Annotated in this window: 13 protein-coding genes and 1 pseudogene; 9 read left to right on the forward strand and 5 right to left on the reverse strand. The window is 73.7% G+C overall.

Annotation, left to right across the window (positions count from 1 at the left end):
• On the forward strand, positions 1-1,149 hold a 1,149-nt coding region (locus VGH76_RS13880), incomplete at its 5' end, for an OB-fold nucleic acid binding domain-containing protein (RefSeq protein WP_331557274.1).
• Positions 1,150-1,152: 3 nt separating this feature from the next.
• Here the strand turns inward: VGH76_RS13880 and VGH76_RS13885 are convergent.
• The 3 genes and pseudogenes from VGH76_RS13885 to VGH76_RS13895 all read right to left on the reverse strand — a co-directional run bounded on the left by VGH76_RS13885 (position 1,153) and on the right by VGH76_RS13895 (position 4,013).
• The gene (locus VGH76_RS13885; protein ID WP_331557275.1) at positions 1,153-1,920 is read right to left on the reverse strand and encodes a crotonase/enoyl-CoA hydratase family protein; all 768 of its coding nucleotides are present in this window, start codon (positions 1,918-1,920) and stop codon (positions 1,153-1,155) included.
• Positions 1,917-2,953: pseudogene (locus VGH76_RS13890) on the reverse strand (LLM class flavin-dependent oxidoreductase). The gene VGH76_RS13885 and the pseudogene VGH76_RS13890 overlap by 4 nt, the downstream one beginning before the upstream one ends.
• Before the next feature lie 7 nt (positions 2,954-2,960).
• Positions 2,961-4,013: an LLM class flavin-dependent oxidoreductase gene (locus tag VGH76_RS13895; protein WP_331557286.1), complete on the reverse strand. Its 1,053-nt coding sequence runs from the start codon at positions 4,011-4,013 to the stop codon at positions 2,961-2,963.
• 76 nt (positions 4,014-4,089) lie between these two features.
• Between VGH76_RS13895 and VGH76_RS13900 the strand changes: the two genes are divergently transcribed.
• Genes VGH76_RS13900 through VGH76_RS13915 form a run of 4 tightly spaced genes read left to right on the forward strand, consistent with a single transcriptional unit; the run spans position 4,090 to position 7,597 of the window.
• Positions 4,090-4,911, forward strand: a complete 822-nt coding sequence (locus VGH76_RS13900) for a class II aldolase/adducin family protein (RefSeq protein WP_331557276.1) — start codon at positions 4,090-4,092, stop codon at positions 4,909-4,911.
• An 11-nt stretch (positions 4,912-4,922) separates the two neighbouring features.
• Positions 4,923-5,765: an amidohydrolase family protein gene (locus VGH76_RS13905; protein WP_331557277.1), complete on the forward strand. Its 843-nt coding sequence runs from the start codon at positions 4,923-4,925 to the stop codon at positions 5,763-5,765.
• A 42-nt stretch (positions 5,766-5,807) separates the two neighbouring features.
• Positions 5,808-7,184, forward strand: a complete 1,377-nt coding sequence (locus VGH76_RS13910; RefSeq protein WP_331557278.1) for an NAD-dependent succinate-semialdehyde dehydrogenase — start codon at positions 5,808-5,810, stop codon at positions 7,182-7,184.
• Positions 7,184-7,597, forward strand: a complete 414-nt coding sequence (locus VGH76_RS13915) for a VOC family protein (protein WP_331557279.1) — start codon at positions 7,184-7,186, stop codon at positions 7,595-7,597. Before VGH76_RS13910 ends, VGH76_RS13915 begins: the two co-directional genes overlap by 1 nt.
• Position 7,598: 1 nt before the next feature.
• On the opposite strand, the gene VGH76_RS13920 is transcribed toward VGH76_RS13915, so the two are convergent.
• Both VGH76_RS13920 and VGH76_RS13925 read right to left on the reverse strand, forming a co-directional pair.
• Positions 7,599-8,474 carry an LLM class F420-dependent oxidoreductase gene (locus VGH76_RS13920; RefSeq protein WP_331557280.1) on the reverse strand — a complete coding sequence of 292 codons (876 nt, stop codon included), beginning with the start codon at positions 8,472-8,474 and terminating at the stop codon, positions 7,599-7,601.
• Between the two features lie 79 nt (positions 8,475-8,553).
• Positions 8,554-9,429 carry a PaaX family transcriptional regulator C-terminal domain-containing protein gene (locus tag VGH76_RS13925; protein ID WP_331557281.1) on the reverse strand — a complete coding sequence of 292 codons (876 nt, stop codon included), beginning with the start codon at positions 9,427-9,429 and terminating at the stop codon, positions 8,554-8,556.
• Positions 9,430-9,446: 17 nt separating this feature from the next.
• Between VGH76_RS13925 and VGH76_RS13930 the strand changes: the two genes are divergently transcribed.
• From VGH76_RS13930 to VGH76_RS13945, 4 genes are all read left to right on the forward strand, one after another.
• On the forward strand, positions 9,447-10,721 hold the full coding sequence (locus tag VGH76_RS13930) for an adenosylmethionine--8-amino-7-oxononanoate transaminase (protein ID WP_331557282.1): 1,275 nt from the start codon (positions 9,447-9,449) through the stop codon (positions 10,719-10,721).
• A 118-nt stretch (positions 10,722-10,839) separates the two neighbouring features.
• Positions 10,840-12,018 carry an 8-amino-7-oxononanoate synthase gene (locus tag VGH76_RS13935; protein ID WP_331557283.1) on the forward strand — a complete coding sequence of 393 codons (1,179 nt, stop codon included), beginning with the start codon at positions 10,840-10,842 and terminating at the stop codon, positions 12,016-12,018.
• A 56-nt stretch (positions 12,019-12,074) separates the two neighbouring features.
• Positions 12,075-12,278 (forward strand): zinc finger domain-containing protein, encoded by a 204-nt coding sequence (locus VGH76_RS13940; protein ID WP_331557284.1) that lies wholly within the window; start codon positions 12,075-12,077, stop codon positions 12,276-12,278.
• Positions 12,279-12,536: 258 nt separating this feature from the next.
• Positions 12,537-13,172, forward strand: a 636-nt coding sequence (locus VGH76_RS13945) for a hypothetical protein (RefSeq protein ID WP_331557285.1), incomplete at its 3' end; no start/stop codon positions are given.

Below are 13,172 nucleotides of genomic sequence, written 5' to 3' on the forward strand. Positions count from 1 at the left end.
GCCGAGTACATGGCCGCGGTGCTCACCAGCGTCCGCGACGACAAGGACAAGGCGGCGATCTACCTCGCCGAGTGCCGCAAGATGGGCATCACGGTCCTCCCGCCCGACGTCAACGACTCGGTGCGCGACTTCGCGCCGGTCGGCCACGACATCCGGTTCGGGCTGTCCGCGATCCGCAACGTCGGCACCAACGTCGTCGACTCGATCGTCGCCACCCGCCGCGAGAGGGGGAACTACACCGACTTCTCGGACTTCCTGCGCAAGGTCGAGCAGCAGGTCTGCAACAAGAAGGTCGTCGAGTCGCTGGTCAAGGCCGGCGCGTTCGACTCGCTGGGCCACTCCCGCAAGGGGCTCGCCCTGGTGCACTCCGAGGCCATCGACTCGGTCATGGCCACCAAGCGCGCCGAGGCCGACGGCCAGTTCGACCTGTTCGGCAGCTTCGACGACGCCGACGACGACGCCGTCGACACGACGGGCATCTTCGACGTCAAGGTGCCCGAGGGGGAGTGGGAGCCCAAGCACCGGCTCGCCCTCGAGCGCGAGATGCTCGGCCTCTACGTCTCCGGGCACCCGCTCAACGGCATCGAGCACGTCCTCGCCAGCCGGGCCGACACCCCGATCACCAAGATCCTCGAGGGGGACGTCGCCGAGGGCGCGACGGTCACCGTGGGCGGCATCCTCGCCAGCGTCACGCGGCGGGTGAACAAGAAGGGCGAGCCCTGGGCGTCGGCCCAGATCGAGGACCTCGCCGCCGGCATCGAGGTGCTGTTCTTCCCGCGCACCTACGCGGCGGTGTCCATCGACGTGTCCGAGGACGCGATCGTGTTGCTCAAGGGCAAGGTCAACAAGCGTGACGACCGCGTGACCCTCTTCGTCGAGGACCTCGCCGTGCCCGACCTCTCGACGGGCGCGGGTGCCGCGCCGCCGGTGCGGGTGCAGATCGAGAGCGCCCGGTGCACCCCGGAGCGGGTCGGCAAGTTCAAGGAGGTCCTCGTCGCCCACCCGGGGCCCAGCGAGGTGCACCTGACGCTGCTGGCGGCCAACGGCGCGAGCCACGTACTGCGGCTCGACGACGGCCTCAAGGTCACCAACTCGGGCGCCCTGATGGGCGACCTCAAGGCGCTCCTCGGGCCCCGCTGCCTCGGCTGACCCTCAGGCCCCGTCGAACCGGCCACCCCGGCCCGCCCCCGCGGCGAAGCGGGCGGCGCCCGCCTGCGTCTCGGTCTCCAACGCCGCCCGGCCGTGGGCGAACTCCGAGGCGAGCGCCGCGGGCTCGTCGAGACCCTCCGCGTCGAGCACCGAGGCCCGGTCGGAGCGCAGACAGACCTGCGGGAACGCCGCGAGCTCGCCGGCCAGCGCCTGCGCGGCGGCCAGCGCCTCCCCGGCAGGCACCACCCGGTTCGCCAGCCCCATGTCCAGCGCCTCGGCGGCGTCCACCGCGCGCCCGGTGAGCACCAGGTCCATGGCCCGGCTCGTCCCGATCAGCCGCGGCAGCCGCACCGTCCCGCCGTCGATCAGCGGCACGCCCCACCGCCGACAGAACACCCCGAACACCGCGGTCTCGTCGGCCACCCGCAGGTCGCACCAGCACGCCAACTCGAGGCCACCGGCGACGGCGTGCCCCGCGACGGCGGCGATCACCGGCTTGGACAGGCGCAGCCGTGTCGGGCCCAGGGGGCCGTCGCCGTCGGGCTCGGTGCGGTTGCGGCGCTCGGTGGCGAACGCGGTGAGGTCGGCGCCGGCGCAGAACGTGCCTCCCGCACCGTGCAGGACGGCCACCGCGGCCCCGTCGTCGGCGCCGAAGGCGCGGAACGCGTCGGCCAGCGCGGCCGCCGTCGGCCCGTCGACGGCGTTGCGGCGCTCCGGGCGGTCGATCGTCACCGTCGTGACCGGGCCCTCGCGCTCCACACGGACACTCATCGCGGCGACCAGCCCAGCGCCGGCCCGAGCTTCGTGGCCATGTCGGTGAGGATCTGCACGTAGTCCTCGTGCTCGAGGGTGAACGGCAGCGCCCACACCACCTCCCGGACCTCGCGGAACGCGGGGTTCGCGTACAAGGTGGCCGCGATCTCCTCCGACGAGCCGATGATGTCGGGCGCGAAGAGCATCCGGCGCGGCCCGTGGGCCACCGACGTGCGCGCCGACCGCTTCTCGACGTAGGCGGTGTAGCGCTCCTTCTGCTCCGCGGTCGCGCTGTCGGTGGGGATGACGACGAGCCCCTGCGAGACCCGCGCCGCCTCGCCGAGCGGGTGCACCGAGCGGAAGAGCTCGATCTGCTCCTGCTGGATCTGCTCGAACACACCCGACGCGTCGTCACCCAGGTCGTGGTCCTCGGCCTGGATGACGTTGCTGGTCAGCATGGCCACCCCTGCTCGCCGGCCCAGCGCACCGAGCGCCTGCTCCCCCCGCCGTACCAGACGCGGTCGGCGAGCCCGGGCGACTGCGGCTGGACGCGGTCGGAGAACTCCTCGATGCCCGACGTGCCGGAGAACGTGCTCGCGGGCTCGCCGCGCAGCAGGCGCAGCAGCCGGACGACGCGCTCGTACGAGAGGTCCTCGAGGTCGGCGGTGTCGGGGTAGAGCCCGGCCCTCACGTCGTCCCAGTGGATCGGCGGACCGACGCTGATCCCGGGGTTCATGCGCCCGCCGGAGAGGACGTCGAGCGTGCCGAGGTCCTCGGCGTAGCGCAGCGGGTTCTCCCAGCCCAGCGGGGTCACCGCGGTGCCGAACTCGATCCGCGACGTGCGCTGTGACGCCGCCGCGAGCATCGTCACCGGCGAGGAGATCCCGGACTGGAAGTGGCGGTGGCGCAGCCACACCGAGTCGAAGCCCAGCTCCTCGCCGAGGACGACCTCGCGGAGCAGGTGCTGGTGTCCCGGCGCCGGGTCGTCGGCGTCGTAGGTGCCGAGGGTCAGGAACCCCTGCCGCTCCAGGGGGACACCGGGTGCTGGCATGCCCGGATCATGCCCCGACGCGGGCCGCCGCGCTGCGGTCCGGCGCGCTCCACCCCAGCGCCGGCCCGAGCTTCGTCGCCATGTCGGTGAGGATCTGGACGTAGTCGGAGTGGGCGAACGAGAACGGCAGCGCGAAGACGACCTCGCGGGCCTCGCGGAACCCGGCGTGGGCGTACAGCGCATCCGCGATCTCCTCGGAGGTGCCCAGGACGTCGCGGGCGAACAGCAACCGGCCCGGCCCCTGCGGCTCCGTCGTCCGTGGGGTGCGCGCCTCGACGTAGGCCTCGTACTTCGCGCGCTGCTCGGCGGTCGCGGAGTCGGTGGGGATGACGACGAGGCCCTGCGAGACCCGGGCGGCCTCCCCGGCGGGGTGGGCCTCGCGGAACGCGCGGATGGAGCGGGCCTGGATGGCGGCGAAGTCCGGTTCCTCGTCGGGAGCGGCCCGCACGACGCTGGAGGTGAGCAGGTTCAGGCCGTGCTCCCCGGCGCGGCGGGCCGAGCCCTCGCTGGCCGCGCCGTACCAGAGCCGGTCGGCCAGCCCGGGGGAGTGCGGCTGGACGTGGGCGGAGAACGACTCGATGCCGTCGACCCCGACGAACGTGCTGGCGGGCTCGCCGCGCAGCAGGCGGTGCAGGCGCGCGACGCGCTCGTAGGTGAAGTCCTCGACGTCGGCGGTGTCGGGGTAGAGCGCGGCCTTGACGTCGTCCCAGTGCATCGGTGGACCGACGCTGATCCCGGGGTTCATCCGCCCGCCGGAGAGGATGTCGAGGGTGCCGAGGTCCTCGGCGTAGCGCAGCGGGTTCTCCCAGCCCAGCGGCGTGACCGCGGTGCCGAACTCGATCCGCGAGGTGCGCTGCGAGGCGGCCGCGAGCACCGTCACCGGCGAGGACACGCCGTACTGCAGGTGCCGGTGGCGCAGCCACACGCTGTCGAACCCGAGTTCCTCGGCCAGCTCGATCTCGGCGAGCAGGTGCTCGTGGCCCGGGCGGGGGTCGGCCCCGTCGAAGGTGCCGAGGGTCAGGAAGCCGAGCTTCTCGAGTGCGACGCCGGGTGCGGGCATGGCCCCGATCATCCCCCGCGCCCGCACCGTCGCCGAGCCCTTGACCTGCTCGCGTGACGCGGCGCACCGTCGGGGCATGGTCGCACCCACGCAGGAGTCCCGGTCCGAGGCGATGTCCGGCTTCCGGCCGTCGCAGCAGGGCATCGAGATGCCGCAGCCGCCGACGTTCGCGACGAGCGCCGAGGAACGGTTGCACCGCAAGCAGCAGCTCGCGGGCGCGTTCCGCATCTTCGGGAAATTCGGGTTCGGGGAGGGGATCGCGGGCCACATCACGGTGCGCGACCCCGAGGACCCGCACATGTTCTGGGTCAACCCGTTCGGGATGAGCTTCCGGCACATCCGGGTCTCCGACCTCATCGCGGTGAACCACGAGGGCGACGTGGTGTACGGCAACAAGCCGGTCAACCAGGCCGGCTTCGTGATCCACTCCGCGGTGCACGCGGCGCACCCGGAGGTCGTCGCCGCCGCGCACGCCCACTCGGTGTACGGCAAGGCGTGGAGCTCGCTCGGCCGCCCGCTCGACCCGATCACCCAGGACGCCTGCGCGCTCTACGAGAACCACGGCGTGGTCACCGAGGGCCGCGGCGCGGTGGTGCTCGACCCGGAGGTCGGCCGCGCACTCGCCGCCGGGCTGACCGGCCGCAAGATGGTGTTCCACCAGAACCACGGCATCTTCGCGGTCGGCGAGACCGTCGCCGAGGCCGCGTGGTGGTTCGTCAACACCGAGCGGAACTGCCAGGCGCAGCTGCTCGCGGAGGCCGCGGGCACGCCGACGCAGATCGACCACGCCAACGCGAAGTTCACCGCGGAGCAGACCGGCTCGGCCTACTCGGGCTGGTTCTCCTTCCAGCCGCTGTGGGACGAGATCGTGCGCACGGATCCCGACCTGTTCGACTAGCGTGCCGCGGCGTGATCGTCGACGCCCACGTCCACGTCGCCCACCTGGCGCGGTTGAAGGTGCCGTGGGAGACGTGGATCGGGCCTGCCGGTGACGCGGCGGGCTGGGCGGCGCTCTACGACGACGACGGCGCGCCGATCCCCGCCGCGGTCAGCCGGTACTTCGCCGAGGAGGGCGTCGACCGGGCACTGCTGTTCTGCGAGTACAGCCCCAAGGCCACCGGGTGGCAGACCGTCGAGGACACGCTGCCGATCGTCGAGCACGACCCGGCGCGGTTCCGGATCGTCGCCAACGTCAACCCGCACGTGCACCACCCGGTGGCCCGGGAGCTCGACCGCCAGCTCGACCTGGGCGATGGTGCGACGGTCGCCCTCAAGGTCCACCCGGTGCACGCCGGGATCGCGCCGAACGACCGCGAGCTCTACCCCGCCTACGCCCGCTGCGTCGAGCGCGGCATCCCGCTGATCGTCCACACCGGGCCCTCGTTCTTCCCGGGGGCGACGTCGCGGCACGGCGACCCGGTGCTCATCGACGACGTGCTCCGCGACTTCCCCGACCTCACCGTCGTGCTCGCCCACGGCGGACGCGGCTGGAGCTACGACGCGGCCGCCTCGCTCGCCCTGACCCGGCCGAACGTCTGGCTCGACCTCGCCGGGCTGCCCCCCAAGCGGCTGCCGACCTACTACGCGAGCTTCGGGCTCGACCGGATCGCAACCCGCGCGATCTTCGGCACCGACTCGCCGTCGGCGACGCCGGCCCGCAACATCGCCGCGATCCGCGACCTGGGCCTGTCCGAGGAGCTCACCGACGCCGTGCTCGGCGGCAACGCGCGGCAGGTCTTCCCCCGCCTGTAGCGGCCTGTGTGCAGGCCCGCACCGAAGGGGTAGACCGGTGCCATGGCCATCGCGACGACGAACCCCGCCACCGGGGAGACGGTCCGGGAGTTCGAATCCCTCACCCAGCAGGAGCTCGAGGACAGGATCCAGCGGTCCTGGGACGCGTTCCAGAGCTTCCGCGACACGACGTTCGAGCAGCGCTCCGGATGGATGCGCACCGCCGCCGACATCCTCGACGCCGAGACCGACCAGCTGGCCGAGCTCGCCACCCTCGAGATGGGCAAGACGTTCGCGGCGGCGAAGGCCGAGGTGACCAAGTGCGCCCTCGGCTGCCGCTGGTACGCCGACCACGCGCCGGAGCACCTCGCCGACCACCCCTGGGAGCCCCAGGACGCCCCGGACAACGCCAGGGTCTTCACCCGCTACCAGCCGCTGGGCCCCGTCCTGGCGATCATGCCGTGGAACTTCCCGTACTGGCAGGTCTTCCGGTTCCTGTGCCCGGCGCTCATGGCCGGCAACACCGGGCTGCTCAAGCACGCCTCGAACGTCCCGCAGGTCGCGCTGGCGATCGAGGACGTGCTCGTGCGGGCCGGCTTCCCGGAGGGCGTGTTCCAGACGCTGCTCATCGGCTCCTCGATGATCGAGGCCATGGTCGACGACGACCGCGTGCGGGCCGTCACCCTCACCGGCAGCGAGCCCGCGGGGCGTGAGGTCGGCGCCCGCGCCGGCAAGAACGTGAAGACGAGCGTCCTCGAACTCGGCGGCAGCGACCCGTTCATCGTCATGCCCTCGGTCGACCTGGACGCCACGGCCGACGCGGCGGTCGCCTCCCGCACGCTGAACAACGGCCAGTCGTGCATCAACGCCAAGCGCATCATCGTCCACGAGCAGGTCGCGGACGAGTTCCAGCGCCTCCTCGTCGAGAAGATGGAGGCGCTCAAGGTCGGCGACCCGATGGCCGAGGACACCGACCTCGGGCCGATGTCGGGGCCGCAGGGCCTCGAGGAGCTCGACCAGCAGGTGCAGGACTCGGTGGCCGCCGGCGCCAAGCTCCTCACCGGGGGCAAGCCGATGGGGGGGAAGGGCAACTTCTACCCGCCGTCGGTGCTCGCCGACATCCCGAAGAGCGCCCCGGCGTACTACGAGGAGCTCTTCGGCCCCGTGGCGTTGTTCTTCCGCGCGAAGGACCTCGACGAGGCCATCGCCATCGCCAACGACTCCAGCTTCGGCCTCGGCGGCAGCGGCTGGACCCAGGACTCCGGCGAGGCCGAGCGGCTGGTCAACGAGGTCGAGACCGGCATGATGTACATCAACAAGGTCACCGCCTCCACGCCGGAGGTCCCCTTCGGGGGCACCAAGAACTCGGGCTACGGCCGCGAGCTCGCGAGCTTCGGCACGCAGACGTTCACCAACGCGAAGACGGTGTGGATCCAGTAGTGGCCGCACCCACTTTCACGCAGGCCGCCCATGTCGCGCTCGTGGTGCGCGACATGGCGGCCAGCGTGGCGTGGTACGAGCGGGTGATGGGCTTCGAGCAGGCGAGCGAGCGCCGCGAGGGCCCGCCCGAGGCCGGTCATCCGCGCCAGCTGATCCGCCACCCCGGCTCCGGACTGGTCCTGGGGATCCACGAGCCCTACGAGCGCTCGAACGACCGGTTCGACCCGCAGCGCACCGGCCTCGACCACCTCGCGGTGACCGTGGCCGACCACCCCGCGCTCGAGGAGTGGATCGCACACCTCGAGGCGCAGGGGGTCGAGCACTCGTCGGTCCGCGACGCGGGCTACGCCGAGTTCGTGTCGTTCGCCGACCCGGACGGCATCGCCTGGGAGGTCTGGCTGCCGACGAGCTGAGTCAGCCCAGGTCCACCAGCTGCGGCACCGTCGGCGCCATCCCGTCGATCCACGCGGCGGGGGAGCCGGTGGTCGGCGTGATCATCACGGCCTGGATCCCGAGCTTGGCGTAATCGGCCATCGCGCGGACGAACTCGTCGGTGTTGTCGGGGCCCGGGCGCGGGTTGTTGGCGATGATCGTCTTCCGGATGTCGTCGTAGTCGCGCCCGACGTCGTCGCAGTGGCGGCGCAGGACGTCGAGCTTGTGGGCGACGTCGTCGGGGGACGAGCCGAAGAGGTTGCAGGCGTCGCCGTACTGCGCGACGAGGCGCAGCGTCTTCCGCTCGCCGCTCCCGCCGATGAGGACCCGGGGCCGGTGCAGCGGCTGCGGCGAGCACAGCGTCTCCGCGAGCTGGTAGTGCTTGCCGTCGTAGGGGCCGTTGTTCTCCGGGTCCCACATCTGGCCGCAGATCTGCAGCGCCTCCTCGAGGCGCTCGAAGCGTTCGGCCAGCGGCGGGAACGGGACGCCCAGGCCCTGGTGCTCGCGCTCGTACCAGGCGGCGCCCAGGCCGAGCACGGCACGGCCGCCCGACAGCACGTCGAGGGTGGTCACGATCTTGGCGAGCAGCCCGGGGTGGCGGTAGGTCACGCCGGTCACCAGCAGGCCGAGGTCGACCGTCGAGGTGTGGGCGGCCAGGTAGCCCAGGGTCGTGTATCCCTCGAGCATGTTCGCCTCGGCGGGTAGGCCGGTGGGCTGGATCTGGAAGAAGTGGTCCATGAACGAGAGCCAGCTCGCCCCGGACGCCTCGACGGCCTCGCCGACCCGGGCGAGCTCGCCCGCGATGGCCGTGGTGCCGCCGTCGATGTCGAAGATCGGGACGTGGAAGCCGAGCTCCATGAGGTCTCCCTCGCGTAGCGGGTGTGTCCGTTCATCGTGACCCTTCGAGCGCACTCGAAGGCAAGTCGAGCCCGCCCGGTCACGCCCCGAACGCGCGCCGCGCCCCGGGCGCCCACTGCTCGTGGCGCCGGTGGAAGACCTCGGCCGCCTGCGCCCCGGCCCAGCCCGCCGGGAGCAGCTCGACCGGGAGCTGCGGGTCGAGGAAGGGGAAGCGTCGCCACGCGTCGACCAGCCGGACCTGCGCCCCGAGCACGGCGGCCGGGTCGGTGGGGTCGGGCTCGAGCGTCGCGAACCGGGCGGCGAACTCAGCGTAGCGGGCCTCGAGGTCGCGCAGGTCCCAGGCCTGCGCCACCAGTTCGGCGTCGGAGAGCCCGCCGTGGGTGGCCCCGACGACGACGAGGGCCGCCTCGTCGAGCCCGACGTCGGCCAGCGCCCGGTGCGCCTCGCCGACCCGCTCGGCGTCGGGACACACCCACACCCCGGGCGCGGGGGAGCCGAGCCCCGCCCACGCCAGTTGGGTGCGCAGCTGGTGGCGCAGCGCCCGCTGGGCCTCCGGGACGCTGACGACGAGCACCAGCCAGCGGCCGTCCCACGCCGGGCGCGCCGCCCCGTGCGCGTAGATCCGTCCGGCGCCCTCCGAGAGCAGCCGCCGCCCGGACGGCGTCAGCGACCACCGCACCCGTCGTCCGGCCCGTTCCGAGACCAGGACGTCGTCCGCGGCGGTGCGGGCCAGCGCCTGGCGGGCGGACTTCTCCTCGACCCCGACGGTGCCGAGAGCGTCGAGCAGCGTCTGGGTCCAGACCGGCTCGCCGGTCGGCAGGACGAACTCGCCCAGGACGGTGAGCAGCAGCGAGCGGGCGCTGGTCGCCGCGACCTCGCGGCGGCGGGAGAAGGCGTCCTCGGCGGATCCCGACCCGGCCGACGAGGGCCCGTTGGTCACGCCCCCCGCCGCCATGGCCGACGATCGTAGGCGTGACGACGCCGGAAACGCTGCGGACCCTCGACCGCGAGCACGTCTGGCACCCCTACGGGCCGATGCCGGGACGCACCGACCCGCTGGTGGTGGCCTCGGCGTCGGGGGTGCGGCTGACCCTCGACGACGGCCGCGAGCTGGTCGACGGGATGAGCTCCTGGTGGGCCGCGGTGCACGGCTACCGCCACCCCGCCCTCGACGCGGCGCTGCGCGCGGCCACCGACGAGATGAGCCACGTGATGTTCGGCGGCCTCACCCACCACCCGGCCGTGGACCTCGCGACCCGGCTCGTCGAGATCACCCCCGAGCCGCTGCGCCACGTGTTCCTCGCCGACTCCGGGTCGGTGTCGGTCGAGGTCGCGGTGAAGATGTGCCTGCAGTACCAGCGTGCCCGGGGCCGGCCCGGCCGGACCCGGATGATGACCTGGCGCGGCGGCTACCACGGCGACACCTTCGCGGCGATGAGCGTCTGCGACCCCGACGGCGGGATGCACTCCCTCTGGAAGGGGTTCCTGCCCGAGCAGGTGTTCGCCGACGTGCCGCCGGCGGAGTACCGGGCCGACTACGACGAGCACCTCGCCGCCGTCGCCGCCGCCCACGCCGACGAGCTCGCGGGGATCATCGTGGAGCCCGTCGTCCAGGGCGCCGGGGGCATGCGCTTCCACGACCCGCGCCACCTGCGGGCGCTGCGCGAGATCGCCGACCGCCACCACCTCGTGCTGGTGTTCGACGAGATCGCCACCGGGTTCGGGCGCACCGGCGAGCTGTTCGCCGCCGACCACGCGGGGGTCTCCCCGGACGTGATGTGCGTCGGGAAGGCCCTCACCGGCGGCTACCTGACCCTGGCCGCGGCGCTGTGCACCCCGGCGGTGGCGGCGGCCGTCAGCGGCGAGCGCGGCGGGGGCGGGCTCATGCACGGCCCGACGTTCATGGGCAACCCGCTCGCCTCCCGGGTCGCCCTAGCCAGCATCGACGAGCTGCTGCGCCGGGACTGGCGTGCCGAGGTCGCCGGGATCGGCGACGCCCTGCGCGAAGGGCTCGCGCCGGCCCGGGAACTGCCGGGGGTACGCGACGTGCGGGTGCTCGGCGCGATCGGGGTGGTGGCGCTCGACCACCCCGTCGACGTCCCCGCCGCCCAGGCGGCCGCCGAGGAGGAGGGCGTGTGGTTGCGCCCCTTCCGCGACCTTGTCTACACGATGCCGCCGTTCATCACGGCGCCCGACGACGTCGCCCGCATCGCCCGGGGTGTCGTGGCGGCCGCCGCCGCGGGCTGAGGCCGCCGGGGTCACCGTGATCGTCGCCGACCTCGTCACCCGCTTCGGCTGGGGCGGCCGAGGAGTTCGCACCGCCGTCGACGGAGCGGCTGGGAGGAGCGCTGCCTAGGGTGTCGGCGTGACCGACCCCCTGGGGTGGCTGGACGAGACGGCGCGTGCCCGTCGGGCGGCGGGCCTGCGCCGGACGCTCGCGCCCCGCGCCGTCGTCGAACCGCTCGTCGACCTCGCCTCCAACGACTACCTCGGGCTCGCCCGCGACCCCCGCGTCATCGAGGCGGCCGTGGCGGCGACGTGGACCTGGGGGGCCGGGTCGACCGGATCGCGGCTGGTCACGGGCTCGACCCGCCTGCACGCCGAGCTCGAGGACGCGCTGGCGGAGTTCTGCGGGGCCGAGGCCGCGCTGGTGTTCTCCTCCGGCTACACCGCCAACCTCGGGGCGCTCACGGCGCTCTCGGGGCGCGGGGCCCTCGTCGTCTCCGACGTCGCCGCGCACGCTTCGCTGGTGGACGCCGCGCGGCTCTCGCGGGCCCGCGTCGTCGTGTCCCGGTGCTCGGTGCCCGCCGAGGTGGACGCGGTGCTCGCCGCGGCTCCGGAGACCCGGCGGCTGGTGGTGACCGACGGCGTCGACTCGGTGGACGGCGGGCTCGCGCCGCTGCGGGAGCTGGCCCAGGTGTGCCGCGCCCGGGGCGCAGTGCTGCTCGTCGACGACGCCCACGGCCTGGGGGTGCGCGGCCCGGCGTCGGCGCCCGGGGCGGGCCTCGTGGCCGAGGCAGCGCTGGCGGGGGAGCGGGGGGTCGTCGTCACCGCGACCCTGTCGAAGTCGCTGGGATCGCAGGGCGGCGTGGTGCTCGCGGACGCGGACGTCGTCGCGCACCTGATCGACGCGGCGCGCTCGTTCATCTTCGACACCGGGCTCGCGCCGGCGGCGGCGGGCGCGGCCCTGGCGGCGCTCGGTGTGCTGCGCGACGAGCCGCAGCGGGTGGCGGCGCTGCACACCGCGGCGGCGGCGGTGGCGTCCTCGGCGGGCGCGGCGGCGCCGTGGGCGGGGGTGGCGGCCCCGACGGCCGCGATGGTGCCCGTCGTCCTCGGGGAGCCGGAACTGGCGACGGCGGCGCGGGACGCCTGCGCGGCGGCAGGGGTGCGGGCCGGCTGCTTCCGTCCGCCGTCGGTCCCCGAGGGGACCTCGCGGCTGCGGCTCACGGCGCGGGCGGACCTGACGGCGGACGACCTCGCGCTGGTGGACCGGGTCCTGGCCGAGGTCCTGCCCGGCGTGCGGGGGACGGCGCTGCTGTCGTGACCCCTGGTGGCATGCTGGATCGTGCTTCACGGAATCGATCCCGAACGGAGGACGGCGTGACCGTCACGGACAGCCGGTCGGCCTTCCGGCTCTGGCACTGCGGTCGCTGTCGTCGTCCGCTGGCCGAGGGCGCGGACTTCCTGCGCTGCGGATGTTGCGGCGCGGTCCACGATGTCGACGGCACCCCGCGACCCGACGTCGAGGCCGCCGAGCGGCCGGCGCCCGACCCCACCGCCGTGCGCGTGCGCCACTGGCTCTAGGAGCCATCTCGTCGGACGGACCAGGCCGTGGCGGGGCCGTCCGGGTCACCGCAGTCGGGCGGCACCGCGGGGCGGGAGACGTGCGCGCAGGTGGCGTCTCGCTGCCTGCTCGACCCAGCCTTCTCGACGGCGGGTTGGACGACGACGGCTGGCGCCGCAGAGTGGTGCGGGGACGGAAATGAAGATCACTCGTTCGGCGCAGTGTTGAGTGTCCAATTCCGGCCGTGACTGTCGGTGGGTCGAACTAGTGTTCGATCCATGGCGGTGGTGATCGACGAAGCGGTGTGCGGGGGGCTCGACGCCCTGCCCGCCGGCCCCGCGCTGTCCGCCGCGCTGGAGGGCCTGGACCCGGCCGGGTTGACCGGCGAGGAAACCGCGGCGTGGATGCGGGCCTGGTTCCGCACCCGCAACCACGCCGACTACCAGCTGCTGCGCTCGCTCCGGGAGGCCTGCGCGGCGCGGGCCGGGACCACCGCGCGGGTGGCGCTCGACGAGTTCGCCCCCCAGATCGCCGCGGCGTCGCTGGGCTGGTCGAGCACCACCGCGTGTTCCCGGCTCGACCTCGCGGTCGGGGTGCTGGAGCGGATGCCCACCCTGGGGCAGCGGATGCGCTCGGGTGAGCTGGAGCTGGCCAAGGCCACCGCGTTCGTCACCGGCCTCGAGGGCCTGACCGAGGCGCAGTGCGCCGCGGTGCTGGCCCGGCTGCTCGACGAGGCCCCCGAGCTGCCGCTGGGCAAGCTGCGTGAGCGCATCCTGGAAGCCGGCTACGCGGTGGATCCGGTGTGGGGCGCCACCCGGCTGGCCGCGGCCACCGCCCGGGCCCGGGTCTGCACCGAGACCAACCCCTCGGGTGCGGTCAACGTCTGCGGCCGCGACCTGGATCCCGAGCTGGCC

Source organism: Actinomycetospora sp. (assembly GCF_036497585.1).
In the GTDB taxonomy this organism is placed as follows: domain Bacteria; phylum Actinomycetota; class Actinomycetes; order Mycobacteriales; family Pseudonocardiaceae; genus Actinomycetospora.